Origin of the sequence: Parasedimentitalea huanghaiensis (genome assembly GCF_009753675.1) — a bacterium.
GTDB classification, from domain to species: Bacteria; Pseudomonadota; Alphaproteobacteria; order Rhodobacterales; family Rhodobacteraceae; genus Parasedimentitalea; species Parasedimentitalea huanghaiensis.
In genome coordinates, this window is the sequence record NZ_WQLV01000006.1 from 70562 (window position 1) to 92293 (window position 21732).

The window sequence follows — 21732 nt, forward strand, 5'->3', positions numbered from 1 at the left end:
GTGCTGGACGACATCCCGGCCTGCGCCATTCACACAAACCTTACAGGAGACCCCGATGTCGATCACTGTTGAAGAAAAAAACCGCCTGATGAAAGAATTCGCAATCAAGGAAGGCGACACCGGTTCGCCAGAAGTCCAGGTTGCCATTCTGACCTCGCGCATCACCACCCTGACCGAGCACTTCAAAACCCACAAAAAAGACAACCACGGTCGTCGTGGTCTTTTGAAAATGGTTGCTCTGCGCCGTAAGCTTCTGGATTACACCAAGTCGAAAGACGTGGCTCGCTACCAGGACCTGATCAAGCGTCTCGGCATCCGCCGCTAAGCTTTTTGATCCATCCGGATCTGGAAACGCCTGCTCCGCAAGGAGCGGGCGTTTTTTTATGCGCTAGTCCAGCACGACCAGAGATGTAGAGGCGTATCGCAGAACGTAAGGTCGTTCTTCTGGTGCACCTTTGGGAATTTCCTTGCCAAAAAAGCCACATAACAATCATAAATCATAAACCCATCTCCCAAGTCTTCCGGCCAACAATAAACAACCACGCCATATTCTGGTCCATCTTCACAGCCGTCATAACGAACGTGTGTACCCGGAGATAAAATTGCCATCACCCAACCTCCAACTCACATTTTCAAATTCAAAGCAGGAACCCTGTTTCTTTGATTCAAGGAAAGCCCAAACTGACGTCCTAAACTGCAATGTGCTGTAGAAGGCATAGATTTTGGCGGCGCACCGTTTGCTGGGATGGGGGTAAGCTGTAATTTGGGATACATTCTGAACACTAGCGACATGCCTCGTCATTCAAAAATCTGGCCCGATTGGGGTTTATCTAACTAACAAATGACCAAAACCCAAAAAGCTGTCCACTAACGGTCCATTTTATATAACAATACAACTCAGAGCAGGAGAGCACTCGGATTTCGTGCTCTGGCTCAGTAAAGTCATTGGCAGGAATAGATATGCACCTTGAACTCTCCATTCTGGCTTTGTTTGCCTTTCTCTACAGTCTCATCGCTGGACGTGTGGAGCGCGGAGCAGCCTCTGGCCCGATGTTTTTTGTCTTTGCAGGCATCCTGATGGGACCATTGGTTCTTGGCTGGTTTGACGGCAATGCCATAAGCAGCCAACTGCGAGTATTCGCGGACATGACACTGGTGCTGATCCTATTCAGCGACGCTGCCAATGTCGAAATTTCAGTGCTGAAATCAAAAATTGCCATTCCAGCCAGAATGCTGCTGATCGGCCTCCCCGGCGTCATCATCCTAGGCTTTGGGCTCGCGCTTGTGCTGTTTGACATGCTCAATATCTACGAGGCCGCCATTTTGGGTACCATATTGGCAGCGACTGACGCTGCTCTGGGCAAGGCGGTGGTGACCGACGAGAAAATTCCGGCCTGGATCAGAACAGGCCTAAATGCAGAAAGCGGTTTGAACGATGGCCTCTGCGTCCCCTTCTTGTTCATCTTTATCGCTATGTCACTTGAGGCCATGACCCCAACGGGAGATGCAATTCGACCACTGACAGTGGTCCTTGAAGAGATCGGCATTGGCCTGATCGTTGGTCTTGGGCTGACCTCCGCCGGGTCTTTGTTGCTGCGTCAGTGTTTGGCGCGGGGTTGGGTCACAGAAGTCTGGAAGCAAGTCACCGTGCCTGCACTGGCACTCGCCTGCTTTTCACTGGCACAGCTATGGCACGGCAGCGGCTACATCGCAGCCTTTACCGGAGGCTTGCTATTTGGGCACCTTCTTGATGACACCAAGCATAATTTTGTACTTGCAGCCGAGGGCGTCGGCGAAGCCCTGGCTATGCTGACCTGGCTGTTGTTTGGCAGTTCTGTTGTTGCTGGCGTCATTGGTTTGGTAAGCTGGCAAGTGATCGTCTATGCCTTGCTCAGCCTCACCATTGTCCGGGTGGTCCCGATCTTCCTTTCACTTTCTGGCACAGAGGCAACAGTAAAAGACCGCCTGTTTCTGGGCTGGTTTGGCCCGCGCGGCTTGGCCAGTATCGTTTTTGCAGTGATCGTGCTGGATAGTGGCTTGCCCGGTGGTGAATTAATTTCACTGGTGGTTGTCATCACTGTGTTCTTTAGCCTCATCGCACATGGATTTACCGCAAAGCCAATGACCAATTGGCTGGTAAGACAAAAGCCCGGCAACGAGGGGTAAGCCAGAGTTCGATCATCTCGGGCTTACCCTCCACGGCTTATGGCTCCGGTTTGATCTATCCGCTGGGGCCAATACGCTGCATCAGTGCAATCAAACGGTCAACATGCTCATCTTTAGTTCGGAATGACGACAGGCTGATGCGAAATGCAGGGCGATCCTGCCAGACACTGCCGCCAAACCATGATGTACCGCTGTCCTGAACCTGCTGAAGAATGGAACGAGTGGCCGCATCATCTTTACCTCGTACCAAAACTTGGTTCAGTACAACGCGGTTCAGCACCTCAAACCCTGCTTCGGATAATGCCGAAGCAATGCGCTGTGCCTGCAGGTGGTGGGTTTCGACCATCTGTGCCACACCATTTCGGCCCAACGTCCGAAGCGCCGCCCAGATTGGAATGCCCCGCGCACGGCGTGAAAACTCTAGCGTGAGATTCTTTTGCGCATCAGCTGAAGCACTGGAGTAAGCGGCATCGCTGTTCATCACCCGTGCCAGAGCCTGCGGATCACGACAAATGGCCATCGCGCCATCATACGGCGTGTTCAACCATTTATGACCATCGGTCGTCCAGCTGTCGGCCCCGTCAATTCCATTGGTTAGGCTGCGTATATTTGGCGCCGCTCGTGCCCACAGGCCAAAGGCCCCATCCACATGGACCCAGGCACCTGCTGCTTTGGCTCGTGGAATGATTTCGTCAAAATGATCGAACTCTCCGGTATTCACCTCACCCGCTTGCAGGATCAAGATTGTCTGCGCGTCCATCTCAGGCAGTTGGTCCGGCAAGATCCGCCCCTGCCCGTCCACAGGCGCCTTCTGCACGCGGGCCCAGCCAAACCCAAGTATCTGTAAGGCCTTGCGCACGGTGACATGGGTCGACGCGGGAACAACCACTTTGATCTCCGGCGCGCCCATCAGCCCGTCGTTCACCACGTCCCACCCCAAGCGGTCCAACAAAGCCGCCCGTGCGGCTGCCAAACAGCTTAAACCACAGGCTGTCGCCGAGGTACCAAAGGCAACCGCACTTTCCCGCGGAAGGTCCAGAATATCCAACAGCCAGCGCCCAGCCTGTTTTTCCAAGACATCTGCTACAGGGCTGCCATCTTCGGTTGACGCGCATTGATCCCATGCCAAGGCAAGCCGTTCTGCAGCGGATGCTGATGGCAAGCTTGCGCCAATAACGAAGCCAAAGTAGTTCGGCCCATTAGAGGCGACCGTAGCAGGTGAGCCCAACGTATCCATCATGGAAATTGTTTCGCTTGCAGGTCTGCCGCCTTCAGTCAGTTCCTCGTGAAAACCGTCTAATGCTGCCCGCTCTGTATCAGCTGGAAACACTCGTCGGTCTTCGATGCCCGCTACATAGGCCTGCGCCCGCTGGTCTGCATCCTGTAGCAACTCAAGCTCGTTCATGGCATTCTCCCTGAGATCAATCGATTCTATATCGAGAAAAACCTATATAGGCATCCATCTATATGAACAAGCCATTGCTAGAAACGTTACCTGCCCTGCGCGCACTGGCTACTCCCCAGCGCACCAAGATTATGGATTGGCTGTTGGACCCCCGCGCCCACTTCCCACCTCAAATCGATGGAGATCTGGTTGACGACGGTGTCTGTGTTGGGGCCATTACGGACAAAACTGGCTTGTCCCAGCCAACAGTAACATCCCATATGAAAACGCTGGAAGCCGCCGGTTTGGTGAGCTCTCAAAAGATCAAGAACTGGGTTTTCTACAAAGCAGACCGCAGCGCATTGGCCGATTTGGGCAAGGCTTTTGGATCGGCGGCAAACCGTCAAAATTGACCCTCTGCAAGGGCATCGTCGTATTGAACCTTTCTTTTTGCCCAAAAACCCTATAACGCGAGGAAATCTGGAATGGGGCATCCGAGACCCGAGCCCCAGACACGAAGGATAGGGTCGCGAGCAAGGGCTCGCATTTTTCCGGCCAAAGGGGATACGCCCCTGCAGCCTACGTAGGAAACGTTGATGTTTAACGTAACAAAGAAATCGATCCAGTGGGGCGAAGAGACGCTGACACTGGAAACCGGCAAAGTTGCCCGTCAGGCTGACGGCTCGGTTATCGCCACTCTGGGCGAAACCTCGGTCATGGCCAACGTCACTTTTGCCCGCAAGCAAAAACCCGGCCAGGACTTCTTCCCCCTGACCGTGCACTACCAAGAAAAATACTATGCTGCCGGTAAAGTACCGGGTGGCTTCTTCAAGCGTGAGGCTCGCCCCACCGAGAAAGAAACACTGACTGCACGTCTGATCGACCGTCCGATCCGTCCGCTGTTCGTTCCTGGCTTCAAAAACGAAGTTCTGGTGATGTGCACCGTGCTGTCCCACGATCTGGTCAACGACCCAGACATGGTTGCGATGATCGCTGCTTCGGCTGCTCTGACCATCTCCGGTGCTCCGTTCATGGGCCCAATCGCCAGCTGCCGCGTTGGCTTTGAAGATGGCGACTATGTTCTGAACCCAACCGTTGACGACATGCAGGACCTGCGCCTGAACCCTGAACAGCGTCTGGACCTGGTTGTTGCCGGTACAAAAGACGCCGTGATGATGGTTGAGTCGGAAGCATACGAACTGACCGAAGCAGAAATGCTAGGTGCGGTGAACTTTGCTCACGAGCAGATCCAGCCGGTTATCGACCTGATCATTGATCTGGCCGAAGATTGCGCCAAAGAGCCGTTCGACTTTGCAGCACCTGACTACTCAGAGCTGTTCGAAGCCGTTAAGGCCGCTGGCGACGCTGACATGCGCGCTGCATTTGCGATCAGCGACAAGCAAGAGCGCACTTCCGCTGTTGCCGCTGCACGTGACACCATCAAGGCTGCCCTGACCGAAGAGCAACTGGACGACGCGAACCTTGGTTCCGCTCTGAAAAAGCTCGAAGCTGGCATCCTGCGCGGTGACGTTGTTAAAACTGGTGTTCGTATCGACGGTCGTAAGACTGACGAGATCCGCCCAATCGTTTCGGAAACTGGCCTGCTGCCACGGACCCACGGTTCAGCACTGTTCACCCGTGGCGAAACTCAGGGTCTGGTTGTCACCACTCTGGGAACCGGCGACGACGAGCAGTTCATCGACGCGCTGCACGGCAACTTCAAATCGAACTTCCTGCTGCACTATAACTTCCCTCCCTACTCGGTTGGTGAAGTTGGTCGTGTTGGTGGCCCGGGCCGTCGTGAAATCGGTCACGGTAAACTGGCATGGCGCGCGCTCCAGGCTGTTCTGCCTGCTTCGACTGATTTCCCATACACCATTCGCTTGGTGTCCGAGATCACCGAATCGAACGGCTCAAGCTCGATGGCTTCTGTCTGCGGCGGCTCGCTGTCGATGATGGACGCCGGTGTACCTCTGAAAGCACCAGTTGCTGGCGTTGCGATGGGTCTGATCCTGGAAGAAGACGGTTCCTACGCGATCCTGTCCGACATCTTGGGTGACGAAGATCACCTCGGCGACATGGACTTCAAAGTGGCCGGTACCGAAAAAGGTATCACCTCGCTGCAGATGGACATCAAGATTGCAGGCATCACACCTGAAATCATGGAAAAAGCACTGGCTCAGGCCAAAGCTGGCCGTGTCCACATCCTGGGTGAGATGGCAAACGCACTGACCGAAGCTTCTGACTTCTCGGTTCACGCACCGCGCATCGAAACCATGCAGATCCCCACCGACAAGATCCGTGAAGTCATCGGTTCCGGTGGTAAGGTTATCCGTGAAATCGTTGAAGTGTCCGGCGCTAAAGTCGACATCAACGACGAAGGTATCATCAAGATTGCTTCGCCAAACGGTGAATCGATCAAGAAGGCCTACGACATGATCTATTCGATCGTGGCCGAGCCTGAAGAAGGTGCCATCTACACTGGTAAAGTTGTCAAAATCGTCGACTTCGGCGCATTTGTGAACTTCTTTGGCAAGCGCGATGGTCTGGTACACGTTTCCCAGATCGAAAACCGCCGCCTGAACCACCCGTCAGATGTTCTGAAAGAAGGCCAGGAAGTAAAAGTCAAACTGCTGGGCTTTGACGATCGCGGCAAGGTTCGCCTGTCGATGAAGATCGTAGACCAGGCAACTGGCGAAGAGATCAAACCAGAAGAGTAAGCCAACCCGGTTTTACATTTTTGAGAATATCGAAGGCCCCGCTGGCAACAGCGGGGCCTTTTTGCGTCTGCAGGAAGCAAGCTTTCCACTTGGTTCCGCTACCGGCAATCACTCAGTCACTGGCAATAAGACATGCCCGCCCTCGGGTACGTCTTTGGCGGTTAACGACCATTCACCTGACAGCTCGATTAACTCTTCAAGCGGAGCTGTACCAAAATTGGAGGCTTCGTATGGCCCATGGAAGAGAGCCGGAATTATCAAGTGAAACACCCAGCCTGCCTCCAAGTTACCCAATTGGCTCCGAGCCACTTCCACTAGGTTAGTCATTTCCCAATCAAGTCGAAAATCTTCACTCTCAACAAGTTTGAAAAAATCTTTCGAAGTTGCAGCCACGACCTCGCAACTCAGCTCCTCTGGGCAAATACGCCAATACGCAGAGCTTTCATCCAAGACCAAGATATTCCCAAATTCATTGCGTCCAACAACTTCAACGCCTTTCAACCCAGTCCAACCCCAATGTTCGTTAATCTTAGCGAGTAAATTCACAGTTTGATCCGATAAATTTTTTTCAATAAAAACATAGCCCTAAATACAGCTGACACACCAGATGACCTACTGTCATACCATTTTGTTGATGATCACAAGCCACAGTCATGTGTTGATTGTCCAGTAGAAAAACGAAGGGCAGCGTCTGACCTATCGGCCTGGCAAAAGGCATGAAAACACGCATAAACCTTAGTCCAATCCCCGCCAAAACCAACCAAAAACCAATCGTTTCGCCCTCGCCCCCTCCCCACCTCATCATCACCGAAACCCAAATTGGAGATGAAAAATGGAAAACCTCAAAACACTTACACTGGCTGCTCTGATCGTTGGTGCCCCTGCTCTGGCCGTGGCCAATATCTCAGTTGGGGATACAATTGGAACCACCGAGGCCGAAATCCGGGCTGCGATCGAAGCACAGGGCTATACTGTGCAGGAAATTGAAATCGAAGATGGTGAAATCGAGGTTGAAGTCCGAATGGATGGCGTAGAAACTGAGCTGGAGCTTGATGAAACAAGCGGCATGGTCACCGAAGTTGAGGTCGAAGACGACCACGGTGAGGATGAAGACGACGATGACGACGAATCCGAAGATGACGCCTCTGCAAACGAGAGCGATGACGCAGAAGATGAGTCTGACGACGACGACGATTGATACCGGTCAGCACAAAGGGAGCCAAATGCAGAACAATACGCAACTCTGGCTCTGGCTTCTTTTGGTGGTGCAGGCTCTCTGCGCCACCTTCTTTATGTTTGACGCCGCCTCTGACCTACTCGGCCGCGAGGATGCAGCAAGTTTTCGTCACTACAATAGCTTTGAACTGCTGCTGGCACTGGCCTTGATTGGCAGTTTGTTGGCAACCGTTTTACAGATCCGTGCACTCGCGCATCGGCAACGGCGATTGCGACGCCAGCTTGACGTAGCATCTGATGCCTTTGCCGAACTGATCGAACAGCAATTTTCGGACTGGCAGCTTAGCAGCGCGGAACGCGACGTTGCCTTACTGGCGATCAAAGGGCTGCCAGTTGCCGATATCGCTGCCCTGCGCCAAACCAAAGAGGGCACGGTCAAAGCCCAATGTGCGGCTGTCTACCGTAAGGCAGGCGTTACAGGTCGGCTACAATTGCTCAGCTACTTCATCGAGGAACTGTTGGCTGAACCACTGCTGTCAAATGAAGCACAGCCCGCGCACAACAACGAGTCATCATGAAAATCAAACCTTTTGTCATCCACCTCGCCCGAGCAACACAGCGACGAGCGCAAGTAGAGCAATTATTGCAGCGGTTGGGGCCAGACAGTGAAATCATCGACGCCGTTGACGGCGCGGCCCTGTCTCAGGAACAACTGGAACTGGCTTATCAGTCCAATCAGCTCGCGCCCCGCTATCCGTTTTCATTGCGCCCCGGCGAGATTGGTTGCTTTCTCAGCCATCGCAACGCCTGGACTTCCCTGTTGGACAGCGACGCTGATGCGGCTCTGATATTGGAAGATGATGTAGAACTAAACAATGATTTCGACGCAGCGCTTTCGCTCGCGGCGCAGCATTTAGCAAAAACCGGGTATATCCAACTGCAGACCCGCACATGCGAAGGTGAAGAACTAGACCATCAGGACAGCTATGCCCTGATCCGCCCAAGGATCACGCCTCTACGCACCTCAGGGCAACTGGTCAGCCGGTCAGCCGCCGAACGTCTACTCGCAGCAACCGCTCCTTTTGACCGGCCAGTCGATACCTTTCTTCAAATGCATTGGCATACAGATATCCATATCGCTGTGATCACCCCGGCCTGCCTGACAGATCGCACAGCCGAAACCGGCGGAAGCACAATTGGATCGCAGAAACCGCTATTGGAAAAAATTCAGCGTGAATGGAAGCGTGCGCGGTACCGGAACAAGGTAAAAAACCACTCTAACCGCAACACCAGATAAGGGACTTTTGCCTTTGCCCCGGCCTGGATCTTTCCAGTTTTATCAGATGAACAGAACCCCGTTCTTCATCTAGCCTAAAATATCCTCGGAGGTGAATGTGCCACAGCACCTGGGCTGTGGCACAGAGGAGGCAGACAGCCTCCTCCTTTTCTGCTTTTTACTGTGGGGCTTTGGTCTTCCGCAGATAGGGGAAGATGGTTTCAAACTCACCAAATTTCGCCTTGGCATCCTCATTGGACACTGCTGGCGGGATGATCACGTCTTCACCTGGAACCCAGTTTGCAGGTGTCGCAACACCTTTACCCGACATCTGCAACCCATCCAGCGCGCGCAGGATTTCGGCAAAGTTACGACCAACCGTCATCGGATAAGTCATCGACAACTTCAGCTGCTTGTCCGGGCCGATGATGAACACCGAACGCACGGTCGCGCTATGGGCCGGGGTGCGCCCGTCGGGCATATAGGCTTCAGCTGGCAACATATCGAATGCTTTGGACACGGCCAGGCCATCATCCGCAATAATTGGGAATCCAGCAGCAGCACCACCATAACTTTCGATGTCAGTTTTCCACTTTTTGTGGTCCTCAACACCGTCGACAGAAACCCCAATTACCTTAGTATTGCGGGCGGCCCATTCGTCCGCCAACTGGGCCACAGCGGAAAACTCGGTAGTACACACCGGGGTGAAGTCTTTGGGATGCGAAAACAGGATTGCCCAGCTATCGCCAATCCAGTCGTGGAACGAAACGGTCCCTTGGTCTGTTTCAGCGGTGAAATTCGGAACGACATCGTTGATGCGTAGGCCCATGGCACTTTCCTCTCATATCAAAATACAGATCTTATGAACGTCTAAGTAGTCACTCATGACCATCGTTGCACCCCTTCTAACGAGGTGCCAGTCGAAAACAGCGTCAGGCGACGATCCTTGATTTGATCAAATTTACTTTTGATCTCTTGCCGCCAGTGAGCCGGAGTGACAGAGTAGCGCCAAATACCCGACCGCATGGTCGGTTACATAATCCATCGTGGGAGAAATGACATGATCGAGAAACGTGACTTTTACATCAACGGGCAGTGGGTGGCTCCATCGCAGGCAAATGATTTTGCGGTAGTCGACCCCTCAACCGAAGCACCCTGCGCAGTGATTTCACTGGGCTCCGAAGCTGACACCAACACTGCTGTAGCAGCCGCAAAATCTGCCCTGCCGGGGTGGATGGCGACACCAGTGGCCGAGCGGATCGCATTGGTTGAAAAACTGGTCGAGGCTTACAAAACCCGTGGCGAAGATCTCGCCCAGGCAATGTCGACTGAAATGGGTGCTCCCATCGACATGGCCCGCAGCCAACAGGTTGGGGCAGGCATTTATCACCTGCAAAATTTCATCCGTGCCGCCAAGAAATTCGAGTTTGAAAAACCTCTCGGATCTCATGCGCCCAATGACATGATCATTCACGAAGCTGTTGGTGTTGCAGCCTTGATCACGCCTTGGAACTGGCCGATGAACCAGATCACGCTCAAGGTTGGTGCTGCGGCGATTGCTGGCTGCACCATGGTGTTGAAACCCTCCGAGCAAAGCCCGCTGAATGCGATGATCTTTGCCGAAATGATGGACGAAGCCGGTTTCCCAGCTGGTGTATTCAACTTGGTCAACGGTGATGGCGTCGGCGTTGGCTCCACCCTATCCTCACACCCGGATGTCGATATGGTGTCCTTCACCGGTTCGACCCGTGCTGGTACGGCAATTTCCAAATCTGCGGCTGATACTCTGAAAAAGATACACCTGGAGCTGGGCGGCAAAGGCGCAAACGTCATTTTTGATGATGCGGATGAAAAGGCCGTGAAACGCGGTGTGCTGCATATGATGAACAACACAGGCCAAAGCTGCAACGCCCCCAGCCGGATGCTGGTCCAGCGTGGTGTCTATGACGCAGCCGTTGCTACAGCTGCCGAAGTTGCCGCCAAGGTCAGCGTTGGCCCAGCTTCCGAGGAAGGTCGCCATATCGGCCCAGTTGTCAATGAACTGCAATGGGGGAAAATCCAAAACCTGATCCAACGGGGTATCGATGAAGGTGCCAAACTGGTCGCCGGTGGTACAGGCCGTCCCGAAGGGCTGGAAAAAGGGTTCTACGTCAAGCCCACCGTATTTGCAGACGTGAACAATCAGATGGTTGTCGCGCGTGAGGAAATCTTTGGGCCGGTCTTAGCGATCATCCCGTTCGACACCGAAGAAGAAGCCGTGGCAATCGCAAATGACACCCCCTATGGCCTGACCAACTATGTACAAACGCAGGATACTGCCCGTGCCAATCGCATGGCCCGTGGCTTGCGTTCGGGTATGGTTGAGATGAACGGCCAGTCCCGTGGTGCTGGCGCGCCCTTTGGCGGCATGAAGCAATCCGGCAATGGCCGTGAAGGCGGCAGCTTTGGCATCGAAGATTTTCTGGAAGTCAAAGCTGTTGGAGGTTGGGCGGCCGAGTAAGCCCCCACCCCACATCCAATTTGCAGAAAGCCGCCTCTTCAGGCGGCTTTCTTGTTTTACGTGACCCGTCAAACCAGCCGAACCGAGACACCTCCATCCGCCAGTACCGGGCCACCTGTGATGAAACCGGCCCGATCCGACAGCAGGAACATCGCCATTTGAGCAATTTCCTTAGGCTCAGCCATACGTTTCAAGGCATGTAGGCCAGATATGAACGCATGTGTATCGGCATCATCTCCGGCCATCGCTGTCAGCGTCCCACCCGGCAACAGGGTATTGACCCGCACTCCCTCCCCGCCATGATCCGCTGCCAATGATTGCGCCAACCCAATCAACCCAGCCTTTGAGGCAGCATAAGCCCCCATGCCCGGCATGCCACCGTTTGAATAGCCCACGAACGACGAGGTAAACAGCATCGCGCCACCACCTCGTTTCACCAAGGCCGGCATCTGTGCCTTGGCGGCGTAAAAGGCACTGCTCAGGTTGGTTTCAATGACAGAGTTCCATGTACCAACTGACATATCCGCCATTGGCCCCATGTCCCCCATGATCCCAGCGTTATTGAACGCTCCGTCCAATCCGCCATAACTTTCGGCTGCCAGATCCACCAATGCCTGAGCATAGCCAGCATCCGTGACATCCCCGGCCAGTGCCACTGCAGACCCGTTGCTTTGGGTAATTTGCCCGACAACCTGCTCCAGCTCTTTTAGACGGCGTGCGCCTAAAACAACTTTGGCACCCTCAGCTGCAAATAACATCGCCGCAGCAGCACCAATGCCACTGCTCGCCCCGGTGATAATTATGACTTTGTTTTCCAATTCCATTTTGGACTCTCCATGTGTTGATCACAGAGACACAAAATCGATCAGCTATACATCAGGCGACCCGTTTCATGCGGTCCTGGTTTTAGCTCCAGAACAAGGCGCAAGAAACGGGTCGGTTAAGGTCACGTCCTGAACAGGGGTTCAACAATCAGTTGCGGAACCCCATCCGATGTTTTCTGCACAGAACGACCATCCCAACCAATTCGTCCAGAAACGCGTTGGCGAAGTGCCGAGAAGCTATCAAACTTCACCACATCCACAGGATCATCAAAGTGCAGGGTTATGCACCTGATCTCGCCATCACCAAGGACCGAAAGACCGCGAATGGTCGCAACGAATTTCTGCCCCAGATAGCGACCCTGTACTCGGTCCCCGATTCTCAGGTGCAGTTTGTTGCCGGCCTTAGCCGCCATCGTGTTCCAATCACGCATACCGTGCTGCTGCGCCAGTAGCTCCAACGACTTACTATGCGAAATCTCGTGACCATTGTCGTTCAGTTGTTTGCGCAGGCGTTTTGCCTGCGTTTTCAGCTCGCTTAACGGAGCCAGGTTTTGGGTATTCATCATCTTTGCCTCGTCCAATATCAACGGGCGCGTAAACTCTGACGGGGCTCACATTGCCATCAAACGCACCAGTATTGGGCGGAAGATGTAGATCAAGTGGGTTTCACCATAGCCAATTGGCCGTGAGCGGCAGGGACCCAAACCTGGGCGCTGACTACGGTATATCGCGCCATCGGTCAAGATAGATCGATTTCCCACTTGACCTGAAGCCAGGTTGAGCTTGCAGACTGGCCCCAGAAACCGTGTTTCAGGAGCCTAAAATGTCAGCCCCCGACGATAACCACCCAATTGGCCAACATATTCGCGGCCTCTATGAAACCCATATCCCCGTTCGTGATCTTGAGCAGTCAGTGATGTTCTACCGGGACATTCTCGGTCTACAATTGGCCCGCAGCATTCCAGAACGAAACGTTGCCTTCTTTTGGGTCGGGAATCGCAACCAATCCATGCTTGGTCTTTGGGGCAGCGGATCGGCCCCCATGGGCATGCGGCTTCACTATGCGTTCCGGTCAGACCTCAACGGTGTTTTGTCCCTTCCTGAAAAACTAAGACAAGCCGGACAACAACCCTTGGGCTTCAATGGTGAACCCATTGAGGAACCGGTTGTGATTGGATGGATGCCCGCCGTTTCGATCTATCTGAAGGACCCGGATGGGCACTCTCTTGAGTTTCTTTCGATACTTGATGAGACGCCAGATTCGGATTTTGGCGTGAGATCCTACTCCGATTGGATAACCAACAGAACGAAAGATGGGGGTAGGGCGTGAAGCAGTTACTGGCCTTGCACAGTAGGAGCGCTTAGTAAGGGCAGTACCAAATCACAAAGGATCACCGTATGATCACTGCCCGCCTCCATGGTCGTCTGGGCAACCAGATGTTTCAGTATGCTGCAGCTGCCGGGTTAGCAGCACGTCATGGTGTGCCGGTGGCACTGGATATGCGCGGTGCGGTCTTGAATGGTGAGGGCGTGCCAACACGGGTGTTCAACCTGGATCTGGCAGATCCGACCAAGCTGCCGCCGTTAAAGCAGAAGTCCCCTCTGCGATATGCTCTTTGGCGTGGTTTTGGCTCTGCGCCAAGGTTTCGTCGCGAACAAGGGCTTGGATACAATCTAGACATTGAGAGCTGGGAGGATGGGACCTACCTTCACGGGTACTGGCAGAGCGAAAAGTATTTTTCGCATATCAAGGACCAGATCCGCGAGGCATTTGTTTTCCCCGATTTCTCAAATGCCGCTAACGCCAACATGGCAGAGCGGATAGCAGGTAGTAATGCCATATCGTTACATGTGCGGCGTGGCGATTACCTAACGTTTGCGGCACATGTACTGTGTGATCAGGCCTATTACGAGGCTGCACTGGCCCGCGTATTGAAGGGATTATCAGACAACCCAACGGTCTATGTGTTCTCTGACGACCCACAATGGGCCAAGGACAACCTGCCTCTGCCTGTCGAAAAGGTTGTGGTCGATTTCAACGGCTCAGAAACCGACTTTGAAGACATGCGACTGATGAGTCTGTGTCAGCATAACATCATCGGTAACAGCTCATTTTCGTGGTGGGCTGCCTGGCTGAACCAGAACCCGGACAAACGTATTGCCGCCCCGGCCAACTGGTTTGGCGATCCCAAGCTGAACAACCCGGACATTCTGCCCGAGGATTGGCTAGAGATCAGCTAGGTCAGCCTTTCATTGACACAACGTAAGGTTGTTTCACGTGCGAAACATATTATGTGAATTTGGCTTGCCAAAGGTGTTCAAAAATTCGGCTGGGCGCGAAATTTGATTGATTGGCTGGTTTCGGGATGTTTCACCCGCAGCTCCTGCGAATGCAGCATCATCCGGTCATACTCGCGTGCTTCACCACTTGCATAGAGTGGATCCCCCAAGATCGGATGCCCTAAGGCCAGCATATGAACTCGCAATTGATGGGTTCGACCGGTCTTCGGCGTCAATCGCACCCGGGTTTCATTCGCACCGTATTTGACAACATTCCAGTCTGTGACCGATGCCTTGCCCGTGTTCTGGCAGACCATCTGACGTGGCCGGTTGGGCCAATCCACAATCAGCGGTAAGTCAACAGTACCCGCACGAGGCTCTAGCCGACCCTCGAGACGTGCCACATAGACCTTGCGGGTGGTGCGCTGCTCGAATTGCATGGACAGGTTGCGCTGCGCATGTGGGGTCAGAGCAAAGACAATCACACCCGAGGTGTCGCGGTCTAACCGGTGTACCAAGACCGCGTCAGGAAAGGCCAGTTGCACACGTGTCAGCAAGCAATCAGCGAGGTGTTCCCCCCTGCCCGGCACAGATAACAGCCCGGCGGGTTTGTTCACCGCCACAATCTGGGCGTCGGAATGCAGGTACTCTAACGGGTCCTGCGGCGGGGTATATTCGCTTGATACTGCCATAAATCCCTGCCTAGCGCCTGCAGACTGCAGGGGCAAGTTCCCGCGACGTCGCGCTTGCCCGCCATTGCCCACCATCGCAGGATCACACAAAACGGGAGAACCAAAGATGCATCCAACAGTCAGCCGTATGATGGACGTAGTTGCCAAGGGAGACGACAGCCTGATTGCCGGGCTGCTAGCTGAGGATGTCCGTTTCCTTCCACCAACCTATTACAAAACCTGGACCGGACGCGAACCTGTAGCAGCTGTATTGGGCCACGTAGGTCGGGTGTTCAGCAATTTTCGCTATCGCCGGGTCATGGGCGAAGGCAACGATTGGGCACTGGAGTTCGAGTGCACGATTGGCGCGCTTGACGCGGTCGGAGTCGATTTGATCACTTTGAATGAAGCGGGTGAAATACAGTTATTCGAAGTGACCATGCGCCCCTACAAAAGTGTTGGTGCACTGCGGGAAGCAATGAATGCGCGGGTGATGACCGATGCACGGTTCCTAAAATTTCGCGACGCACTGACGTGAACCTGCAGTTACGAGCCGTATAGCTCTGGTTCTATCGACTCGGTCCATTTGCGAAGTTCATCGAGAAACAGCAGCGCGGTTTTACCACGTTCAGTCAGGCTGTATTCCACTGAAATCGGGGACGAATTGATAATCTCTCGCGTGACCACTCCCTGCGCCTCGAGATGACGCAAACGTTCGGTGATCATTTTTTTGCTGGCCGCTGCGATCATGCGCGACAAGTCGTTGAACCTGACTGGACCATATTGCAAATGCCATAAAATGGACCCCGTCCATTTTCCCCCCAGAATTTTCATTCCGTCTTCGATTGGGCAGGGTTTTTCGCAGGCAGACGTTGCGCGGCGACGTCCGTTTTCATCCTCGATCACACGTGGTTTCATCATGGCCCTCAAAAAACATCTAGGTTACCAAAAGTATACTGGTTGCTATAGTAAACCTACACCCCCACCTCCCGAGATGTGAAGTGAAAAACAACTAACTTTCGGGAAGATCCAACATGTCGAATATTCTCATCATCAACGGCTACCAGCCTTATGACTTTGCCCCCGGCAGCCTGAACCGGGCATTTGCCGAGCGCGCAAAGGCTTTTTTTGAGACGCAAGGCGATCAGGTGCGGGTAACAACCGTGGTTGAGGGCTATGACGTCGAAGCCGAGATCGCCAGCCACCAATGGGCGGACACAATCATCATGCAGTTTCCAATCCACTGCATGGCAACGCCGTGGAATCTCAAGAAATATCAGGACGAGGTCTACACGGCGGGGATGGATGGGCGTCTGGCCACTGGTGACGGACGCAGCGCAGAAGCTCCCACTGAGAACTACGGAATGAGTGGCGCGTTAAAAGGCAAAACCTATATGTTGTCGGTCACGTTCAACGCCCCGGTTGAAGCGTTTAACGACCCAGAGCAAACTTTCTTTGCGGGTGCCTCGGTCGATACGTTGCTGTATCCTTCCCATCAGAACGGTAAGTTTCTTGGCCTTGAAAAGCTGCCCACCTTTGTCGCCTATGATGTGATGAAAAACCCGCAAGTCGAGGCGGATTTTGCACGCTTTGACGCACATCTGCGCGACACCTTTGCCAAGGTTGCAGAGCCAGCCGAATAACTCACAAAACGGGCGTCCCTTAACTGGGGCGCCTAGGCTGGTTTAGTCCGCATCTGTTTAATCAGAGACACCGAATAGATCACCAATGCTGCCCAGATCATAGGGAAGGCAATCATGCGGGCACCACCAAATTCTTCACCAAAGACAAATACGGCAATCAGGAAAATCATTGTTGGCGCGATGTATTGCAGGATACCGATGGTCGACAATCGCAACAGTTTGGCCCCATTTGCATAGGTGATTAAAGGTATCGCCGTAACCACGCCACAGCCCAGCAACAGCGAGGTATCTATACCTGTGCCGCCAATATGGCCGGATCCGGTTGCGGACAGATAGATGACATAGCCCAGTGCCACCGGCATCAGGATCAGCACTTCCAGCATGAATCCCTGATTGGGACCAACTGGCAGTGATTTCTTGAAAAAGGCATAGAACCCCCAGCTTAGCGTCAGTCCAACAGCCGCCAGTGGTAGGCCTCCGGCGTCCACAGTGAGCACCACCACTGCCGCTGTGGCCAGAGCAATCGCCAGCATCTGCATCCGGCTGGGTCGTTCACCCAGCAACACCGCACCAAGAAGAATACTGAACAGCGGGTTGATGTAGTAGCCCAGCGCCGCATCCAGCGCGTGGCCACTGGCAATTGACCAGACATAGATACCCCAGTTGACGGTAATCAGTGCGGCAGTGACACAGCCCATCATCAGTGTTTTGGGATTGCGCAACGCTGCCTTCAGGTCCTTGGTTCGGCGCAGCACGATCAGTAACACCCCGGCCACAGGCACCGACCAAAGCACCCGGTGTGCCACCACTTCAGCTGCTGGGATATGCGACAGTGCCTTCATGTATAGCGGCAACAGCCCCCACATCACATAGGCCGATATGGCAAAGGCCAGGCCACGTGGGCTGTCGATGTTGTCAGTGTTGGGGGATGTCATTGCGCACTCCTATGGCCGTAGTTATGGCAGGTCTTTGCGCAAAGGAAACCGGGAAATGCCGCCCTTGTTCAGGTCAGGGCCACATCCAGCAATAATGCAGCGATCAGCAGGCACAATGGGGCATAAATTCTTTGATCCAGGCGAGCAAAGGGGTGTTCCGGTACCAGTTCCCGCCAGAAGGACATATAGGCTGCCAACCCGCGGGCTGAGAACACCAGGATCATGGCGACCAATAGAATTTGATACATCCGTGGCAACAAGATACCCGACATCAATCCACCAGAGGCCAGTACAATATGGGCCGCAGCTGTCAGCACAATAGCGACACCTAAACTGGCCAAACGCGGTGGCATCTTCTGAATGTCCTTACTGCCAACTACGGTACGCGCCAGTGCTTTCTCATCCCCCACAGGCCAGCTGCTGCCCAGCGCCCACAGCAAATGCACCAATGCGATGGCTAGTAGCAGCAGGACGGCAATAATAGCGCTGAAAGGCATCATCTGGTCGGGTTCCTCTGTATATCCGCTGCCGCATGGCTCTCACCATATGGCAGCGGATACAACAGCTATCAGACCTTCACGCGCTCTGATTTGGGATCATACATTGGCTTCAGCGAGGCCTCGGCCCGGATACGTGTTCCCATCACGTCGACTTCATAAGTCGACGCCAATACATCAGCGGCGCTCTCGCCTTCACAGGGCACATAACCTAACCCAATCGCACCGCCTAGCGTGTGGCCATAGTTACCAGAGCTGAGATAGCCGACGATCTTACCATCCCGGATCAAGGGTTCGTTGTGATACAGCATGGGTTCAGGATCAGTCAGTTTGAACTGCACCATGCGGTTTTTTGGACCACTTTCCTTGCGCGCTAACACAGCATCACGACCAATGAAATCTGGTTTGTCAGTTTTCACCGCAAACCCCAACCCAGCGTCAATCACATGATCCTCACAGGTGATGTCATGGCCAAAGTGACGAAACCCTTTTTCAATCCGACAGCTGTCCATCATGTGCATCCCACACAGTTTCAGCCCCATGTCCCGTCCCGCCTCGGATAGCGTTTCAAAGGCATGACCCGCCATATCCGAACTGACATAGATCTCCCAGCCGAGCTCACCCACATAAGTCACCCTATGTACACGGGCCAACCCCATGCCCAGCTCAATCTCCTGCGCAGTACCAAAAGGGTTCACAGCATTTGAGAAATCACCTGGCGACACCCGTTGCAGCAACTCGCGTGACTGCGGTCCCATCACGGCCAGCACGCCCTCGCCCGCTGTGACATCGGTCAACACCACTCGGTAATCGCCCTGATGACGCATCATCCAGGTCTGATCCGCCAAACGCGTTGTCGAGGGCGTTACAACCAAATAGGCGGTCTCGCTCAGGCGGGTGACAGTGACATCTGCCTCGATCCCGCCACTTGCATTCAGGAATTGGGTATAGACAATCTTGCCTGCCGGTACCGACAAGCTGGCACCACAGACATAGTTCAGGAACGCTTCGGCATCGGGGCCTTCGACGCGAATTTTACCAAACGAGGACATGTCATACATGCCGACGTTTTCACGCACGGCCCGGTGTTCCGCAGCTGAGTTTTCAAACCAGTTTTGCCGCTTCCAGCTGTACTGATACTCACGCTCCTGTCCCTCATTTGCAAACCAGTTGGCCCGCTCCCAGCCAGCGGTTTCGCCCATCACTGCGCCCTGATCCAAGAGTTTCTGATGGAACGGAGAGCGACGAACACCGCGCGCGGTGGCCTTTTGCCGGTATGGGAAGTGATCCGCATAGAGCAGCCCCAGCGTTTCCTTAGAGCGTTCAAACAGATAGTGTTTGTTGCCCTGAAACGGATGCATCCGGGAGATATCAACGTCACCCAGATCAAAGGGCTTTTCACCTGCGTCCATCCATTGCGCCAGTGCCATTCCAGCGCCACCAGCAGATTGAATACCGATTGAGTTAAAGCCTGCGGCAACCCAGACATTGTCCATCTCAGGTGCTTGACCCAGATGATAGGCATCGTCCGGCGTAAAGCTCTCAGGCCCATTAAAGAAGGTGTGGATACCTGCTTCGGCCAGCATCGGCATACGCTCGCAGGCGGCTTCAAGGATCGGCTCAAAATGGTCGAAATCTTCAGGCAATTGGTCAAACTCAAACCGGTCAGAAATACCATCCATACCCCAAGGCTTGGCATTGGGTTCAAAGGCGCCCAGCAGGATCTTACCGGCATCTTCCTTGTAATAAGCACATTCATCCGGCACCCGCAGCACTGGCATCTGGGTCAGACCGGGGATCGCTTCGGTGACAATATAAAAGTGCTCGCAGGCGTGTAGCGGCACGTTGGTGCCTGCCATTTTACCAACTTCGCGGCCCCACATGCCTGCGCAGTTCACCACCATGTCGGCTTCGATATGGCCCTGCTGTTCACCATCGTCGCTGGCCCAGTCTACACCGGTGACCCGGCGACCTTGCTTTGTCATGCCGGTCACCTTGATACGCTCCTTGACCAGTGCACCATTCTGACGCGCGCCCTTGGCCATCGCCAGTGCGATGTTGGCCGGATCCGCCTGCCCGTCTGTCGGCAACCAGATACCACCGGTCACGCCATCCAGGTTCAGATGCTCATAACGCTGCTTGACCTCCGCCGGTGACAGTTCTTCGGCAGGAACCCCAAAGGCCCGCGCCATGGCGGCGCTGCGGTATAGTTCTTCGCGTCGCTCATCCGTCAGCGCAACCGAGATTGATCCAACTTGGCGAATGCCCGTAGCAACCCCGGTTTCATCTTCCAGCCCGTGATACAGCTCAGCCGAATACCGCGCCAGCTTGGTCATATTCGAGCTGGCCCGCAGCTGACCGATCAGCCCGGCGGCGTGCCAGGTGGTGCCCGATGTCAATTGTTTGCGTTCTAGCAGCACCACGTCCTGCCAGCCCAGTTTTGCCAAATGATAGGCTACCGAGCAGCCAATAACACCGCCGCCGATGATGACCACACGGGCCTTGGTGGGAAGATCGCTCATGTCGTCGCTCCAGACTCTGAATTTCTCATCAGCCTGACATGCTTGCGTGACTGGAAATGCACCATTTCCGCCAATTTTTGACAGTTATTCTCCGATCTCAGGATCGGGTGTTGCGCCCTGCCCGCCAGACCGACGCCTTTTGCGTACCACAAGCGGCGTAAGTCCGAACTGCGCCTTATACTGTCCGGAAAAACCACTGGGGAAACCACAGGCCAGACCGATTTCCTGTACACTTAGACTGGTGTTGAGCAACAGGTTGTTGGCTTTGCTTAACCGCATTTCACGATAGAAACTGTTGGGGGTTGTAGCAAATCTGGTCTTGAACTTGCGCTCAAGTGACCGGGCGGAAATGCCGACTTGAGCGACCAGTTCGGAAATAGGTAGCGGATCCTCGATATTATCCTGCATGATTCGGATACAATGGTCGAGATCGGTGTCTCCGGTCGCAGTTCCCCGTGCGCCGCCAAACGGTTGCCGGGTTGAAAAGTCGCGGATATTGTCGTGCAGCAGTACATTGGCCACTGTCACCAGCGCCGCAGGTGAAATGTGCCGCCCCATCAGTGACAAGACCACATCTACCGTTGCCCCCATGCCGGCACAGGTCACCACGGGCCCGTCTTCACTGGCCAATGCCGTGCCTGCTTCAAACAATCCACTGCGTTCACGCAACAGGGCCGAGTTTTCCCAATGGGTGGAGAGGTGTACCCCTTTATCACCTCGATCCTGGATGTATCGGCTGGCGGCCTCGGCCAAGAGAAACACCTGCGCGTTGCGATAGGTATAAGCCGAGATCAGCCCCGGTAGCGACAAAGCAGGGGTGTCGGGATCGCTATTGCCGATCACAAAGGCATAATCAGCTGTTGGCCGGTCGACAAAAGGTTGGGAATTGACAAAGGCCTCGCAACGGCTTTCGATCATCCCGCCCTTGGCTGATCGGTAGGTCCAGGAAAATGGCGGTTGCGCGATGATCCGATTGGCAACACGCAGGGCATCGACAATTGCTGCGACTTCAAGCAGGACAAAGCCATCGGCAACGACAATATCAATCTGCCAGCACCGGGACGTGGGCTTTAGGTCGGGTTTGGATCGGCTGTTCATATGGCGAGTCCTAGGGCATCTTCACCAAAATCCGCAACGG

General features: G+C 54.2%; 23 protein-coding genes. 12 read left to right on the forward strand and 11 right to left on the reverse strand.

Annotated features, from left to right (window positions below; all coding sequences use genetic code 11):
* Positions 1-55 precede the first annotated feature (55 nt).
* Together rpsO and GO984_RS11240 are read left to right on the forward strand one after the other, a co-directional pair.
* Positions 56-325 carry a 30S ribosomal protein S15 gene (rpsO, locus tag GO984_RS11235; protein ID WP_138162943.1) on the forward strand — a complete coding sequence of 90 codons (270 nt, stop codon included), beginning with the start codon at positions 56-58 and terminating at the stop codon, positions 323-325.
* Positions 326-960: 635 nt separating this feature from the next.
* Positions 961-2166, forward strand: coding sequence for a cation:proton antiporter (locus GO984_RS11240; protein ID WP_157022633.1), 1206 nt, complete (start codon positions 961-963; stop codon positions 2164-2166).
* Positions 2167-2221: 55 nt separating this feature from the next.
* Here GO984_RS11240 and GO984_RS11245 read toward each other — a convergent pair whose 3' ends face one another.
* Positions 2222-3571: a pyridoxal phosphate-dependent decarboxylase family protein gene (locus GO984_RS11245; protein WP_157022634.1), complete on the reverse strand. Its 1350-nt coding sequence runs from the start codon at positions 3569-3571 to the stop codon at positions 2222-2224.
* A 62-nt stretch (positions 3572-3633) separates the two neighbouring features.
* On the opposite strand from GO984_RS11245, the gene GO984_RS11250 reads away from it, so the two are divergent.
* Positions 3634-3963, forward strand: a complete 330-nt coding sequence (locus GO984_RS11250) for an ArsR/SmtB family transcription factor (protein WP_157022635.1) — start codon at positions 3634-3636, stop codon at positions 3961-3963.
* Between the two features lie 183 nt (positions 3964-4146).
* Positions 4147-6270: a polyribonucleotide nucleotidyltransferase gene (pnp, locus tag GO984_RS11255; protein WP_157022636.1), complete on the forward strand. Its 2124-nt coding sequence runs from the start codon at positions 4147-4149 to the stop codon at positions 6268-6270.
* Positions 6271-6378: 108 nt separating this feature from the next.
* Here the strand turns inward: pnp and GO984_RS23815 are convergent, their stop codons facing one another.
* On the reverse strand, positions 6379-6816 hold the full coding sequence (locus tag GO984_RS23815; protein ID WP_157022637.1) for a T6SS immunity protein Tdi1 domain-containing protein: 438 nt from the start codon (positions 6814-6816) through the stop codon (positions 6379-6381).
* Positions 6817-7102: 286 nt separating this feature from the next.
* Here GO984_RS23815 and GO984_RS11265 point away from each other — a divergent pair, with 286 nt between their 5' ends.
* From GO984_RS11265 to GO984_RS11275, 3 genes are read left to right on the forward strand one after another with little or no spacing between them, the layout of a single operon-like run.
* Positions 7103-7468, forward strand: coding sequence for a PepSY domain-containing protein (locus tag GO984_RS11265; RefSeq protein ID WP_138162936.1), 366 nt, complete (start codon positions 7103-7105; stop codon positions 7466-7468).
* The gene (locus tag GO984_RS11270; protein ID WP_245227052.1) at positions 7443-8024 is read left to right on the forward strand and encodes a helix-turn-helix transcriptional regulator; all 582 of its coding nucleotides are present in this window, start codon (positions 7443-7445) and stop codon (positions 8022-8024) included. The genes GO984_RS11265 and GO984_RS11270 overlap by 26 nt, the downstream gene beginning before the upstream one ends.
* Entirely contained in the window at positions 8021-8743 is a 723-nt protein-coding gene (locus GO984_RS11275) for a glycosyltransferase family 25 protein (RefSeq protein ID WP_157022638.1), read from the forward strand. The genes GO984_RS11270 and GO984_RS11275 overlap by 4 nt, the downstream gene beginning before the upstream one ends.
* A 157-nt stretch (positions 8744-8900) precedes the next feature.
* Here the strand turns inward: GO984_RS11275 and GO984_RS11280 are convergent, their stop codons facing one another.
* Complete coding sequence (locus tag GO984_RS11280) at positions 8901-9551, reverse strand: peroxiredoxin (RefSeq protein ID WP_138162933.1); 651 nt, start codon at positions 9549-9551, stop codon at positions 8901-8903.
* A 231-nt stretch (positions 9552-9782) separates the two neighbouring features.
* Here GO984_RS11280 and GO984_RS11285 point away from each other — a divergent pair, with 231 nt between their 5' ends.
* Positions 9783-11222 (forward strand): aldehyde dehydrogenase family protein, encoded by a 1440-nt coding sequence (locus tag GO984_RS11285; RefSeq protein ID WP_157022639.1) that lies wholly within the window; start codon positions 9783-9785, stop codon positions 11220-11222.
* Between the two features lie 68 nt (positions 11223-11290).
* Here the strand turns inward: GO984_RS11285 and GO984_RS11290 are convergent, their stop codons facing one another.
* Both GO984_RS11290 and GO984_RS11295 read right to left on the reverse strand, forming a co-directional pair.
* The gene (locus GO984_RS11290) at positions 11291-12046 is read right to left on the reverse strand and encodes an SDR family oxidoreductase (protein WP_157022640.1); all 756 of its coding nucleotides are present in this window, start codon (positions 12044-12046) and stop codon (positions 11291-11293) included.
* 122 nt (positions 12047-12168) lie between these two features.
* The gene (locus GO984_RS11295) at positions 12169-12612 is read right to left on the reverse strand and encodes a glyoxalase superfamily protein (protein ID WP_157022641.1); all 444 of its coding nucleotides are present in this window, start codon (positions 12610-12612) and stop codon (positions 12169-12171) included.
* Positions 12613-12869: 257 nt separating this feature from the next.
* Between GO984_RS11295 and GO984_RS11300 the strand changes: the two genes are divergently transcribed.
* Together GO984_RS11300 and GO984_RS11305 are read left to right on the forward strand one after the other, a co-directional pair.
* The gene (locus GO984_RS11300) at positions 12870-13376 is read left to right on the forward strand and encodes a VOC family protein (protein WP_157022642.1); all 507 of its coding nucleotides are present in this window, start codon (positions 12870-12872) and stop codon (positions 13374-13376) included.
* Between the two features lie 68 nt (positions 13377-13444).
* A complete protein-coding gene (locus tag GO984_RS11305; RefSeq protein WP_157022643.1) occupies positions 13445-14287 on the forward strand; it encodes an alpha-1,2-fucosyltransferase in 843 nt (280 codons plus the stop codon).
* 77 nt (positions 14288-14364) lie between these two features.
* On the opposite strand, the gene GO984_RS11310 is transcribed toward GO984_RS11305, so the two are convergent.
* Entirely contained in the window at positions 14365-15018 is a 654-nt protein-coding gene (locus GO984_RS11310; RefSeq protein ID WP_157022644.1) for an RluA family pseudouridine synthase, read from the reverse strand.
* A gap of 106 nt (positions 15019-15124) precedes the next feature.
* Here GO984_RS11310 and GO984_RS11315 point away from each other — a divergent pair, with 106 nt between their 5' ends.
* Positions 15125-15535 carry a nuclear transport factor 2 family protein gene (locus GO984_RS11315; protein WP_157022645.1) on the forward strand — a complete coding sequence of 137 codons (411 nt, stop codon included), beginning with the start codon at positions 15125-15127 and terminating at the stop codon, positions 15533-15535.
* Between the two features lie 8 nt (positions 15536-15543).
* Here GO984_RS11315 and GO984_RS11320 read toward each other — a convergent pair whose 3' ends face one another.
* Positions 15544-15918: a winged helix-turn-helix transcriptional regulator gene (locus GO984_RS11320; protein WP_245231081.1), complete on the reverse strand. Its 375-nt coding sequence runs from the start codon at positions 15916-15918 to the stop codon at positions 15544-15546.
* Positions 15919-16031: 113 nt separating this feature from the next.
* Between GO984_RS11320 and GO984_RS11325 the strand changes: the two genes are divergently transcribed.
* Positions 16032-16640, forward strand: a complete 609-nt coding sequence (locus GO984_RS11325) for an NAD(P)H-dependent oxidoreductase (RefSeq protein WP_157022646.1) — start codon at positions 16032-16034, stop codon at positions 16638-16640.
* A gap of 32 nt (positions 16641-16672) precedes the next feature.
* Here GO984_RS11325 and rarD read toward each other — a convergent pair whose 3' ends face one another.
* The 4 genes from rarD to GO984_RS11345 form a co-directional block, all read right to left on the reverse strand.
* Positions 16673-17575 carry an EamA family transporter RarD gene (gene rarD / locus GO984_RS11330; protein WP_157022647.1) on the reverse strand — a complete coding sequence of 301 codons (903 nt, stop codon included), beginning with the start codon at positions 17573-17575 and terminating at the stop codon, positions 16673-16675.
* Positions 17576-17643: 68 nt separating this feature from the next.
* A complete protein-coding gene (locus GO984_RS11335) occupies positions 17644-18075 on the reverse strand; it encodes a DUF3995 domain-containing protein (RefSeq protein WP_157022648.1) in 432 nt (143 codons plus the stop codon).
* 68 nt (positions 18076-18143) lie between these two features.
* Positions 18144-20594, reverse strand: coding sequence for a GcvT family protein (locus GO984_RS11340; protein ID WP_157022649.1), 2451 nt, complete (start codon positions 20592-20594; stop codon positions 18144-18146).
* A gap of 84 nt (positions 20595-20678) precedes the next feature.
* Positions 20679-21692 (reverse strand): GlxA family transcriptional regulator, encoded by a 1014-nt coding sequence (locus GO984_RS11345; RefSeq protein ID WP_157022650.1) that lies wholly within the window; start codon positions 21690-21692, stop codon positions 20679-20681.
* Positions 21693-21732: the final 40 nt, after the last annotated feature.

What these genes read in the sequence shown, in the direction of transcription:
- rpsO (WP_138162943.1), top strand. Translation starts at nt 56, where the DNA reads ATGTCGATCACTGTTGAAGAAAAAAACCGCCTGATGAAAGAATTCGCA.
- GO984_RS11240 (WP_157022633.1), top strand. Translation starts at nt 961, where the DNA reads ATGCACCTTGAACTCTCCATTCTGGCTTTGTTTGCCTTTCTCTACAGT.
- GO984_RS11245 (WP_157022634.1), bottom strand. Translation starts at nt 3,571, where the DNA reads ATGAACGAGCTTGAGTTGCTACAGGATGCAGACCAGCGGGCGCAGGCC.
- GO984_RS11250 (WP_157022635.1), top strand. Translation starts at nt 3,634, where the DNA reads ATGAACAAGCCATTGCTAGAAACGTTACCTGCCCTGCGCGCACTGGCT.
- pnp (WP_157022636.1), top strand. Translation starts at nt 4,147, where the DNA reads ATGTTTAACGTAACAAAGAAATCGATCCAGTGGGGCGAAGAGACGCTG.
- GO984_RS11265 (WP_138162936.1), top strand. Translation starts at nt 7,103, where the DNA reads ATGGAAAACCTCAAAACACTTACACTGGCTGCTCTGATCGTTGGTGCC.
- GO984_RS11270 (WP_245227052.1), top strand. Translation starts at nt 7,443, where the DNA reads ATGAGTCTGACGACGACGACGATTGATACCGGTCAGCACAAAGGGAGC.
- GO984_RS11275 (WP_157022638.1), top strand. Translation starts at nt 8,021, where the DNA reads ATGAAAATCAAACCTTTTGTCATCCACCTCGCCCGAGCAACACAGCGA.
- GO984_RS11280 (WP_138162933.1), bottom strand. Translation starts at nt 9,551, where the DNA reads ATGGGCCTACGCATCAACGATGTCGTTCCGAATTTCACCGCTGAAACA.
- GO984_RS11285 (WP_157022639.1), top strand. Translation starts at nt 9,783, where the DNA reads ATGATCGAGAAACGTGACTTTTACATCAACGGGCAGTGGGTGGCTCCA.
- GO984_RS11290 (WP_157022640.1), bottom strand. Translation starts at nt 12,046, where the DNA reads ATGGAATTGGAAAACAAAGTCATAATTATCACCGGGGCGAGCAGTGGC.
- GO984_RS11295 (WP_157022641.1), bottom strand. Translation starts at nt 12,612, where the DNA reads ATGATGAATACCCAAAACCTGGCTCCGTTAAGCGAGCTGAAAACGCAG.
- GO984_RS11300 (WP_157022642.1), top strand. Translation starts at nt 12,870, where the DNA reads ATGTCAGCCCCCGACGATAACCACCCAATTGGCCAACATATTCGCGGC.
- GO984_RS11305 (WP_157022643.1), top strand. Translation starts at nt 13,445, where the DNA reads ATGATCACTGCCCGCCTCCATGGTCGTCTGGGCAACCAGATGTTTCAG.
- GO984_RS11310 (WP_157022644.1), bottom strand. Translation starts at nt 15,018, where the DNA reads ATGGCAGTATCAAGCGAATATACCCCGCCGCAGGACCCGTTAGAGTAC.
- GO984_RS11315 (WP_157022645.1), top strand. Translation starts at nt 15,125, where the DNA reads ATGCATCCAACAGTCAGCCGTATGATGGACGTAGTTGCCAAGGGAGAC.
- GO984_RS11320 (WP_245231081.1), bottom strand. Translation starts at nt 15,918, where the DNA reads ATGATGAAACCACGTGTGATCGAGGATGAAAACGGACGTCGCCGCGCA.
- GO984_RS11325 (WP_157022646.1), top strand. Translation starts at nt 16,032, where the DNA reads ATGTCGAATATTCTCATCATCAACGGCTACCAGCCTTATGACTTTGCC.
- rarD (WP_157022647.1), bottom strand. Translation starts at nt 17,575, where the DNA reads ATGACATCCCCCAACACTGACAACATCGACAGCCCACGTGGCCTGGCC.
- GO984_RS11335 (WP_157022648.1), bottom strand. Translation starts at nt 18,075, where the DNA reads ATGATGCCTTTCAGCGCTATTATTGCCGTCCTGCTGCTACTAGCCATC.
- GO984_RS11340 (WP_157022649.1), bottom strand. Translation starts at nt 20,594, where the DNA reads ATGAGCGATCTTCCCACCAAGGCCCGTGTGGTCATCATCGGCGGCGGT.
- GO984_RS11345 (WP_157022650.1), bottom strand. Translation starts at nt 21,692, where the DNA reads ATGAACAGCCGATCCAAACCCGACCTAAAGCCCACGTCCCGGTGCTGG.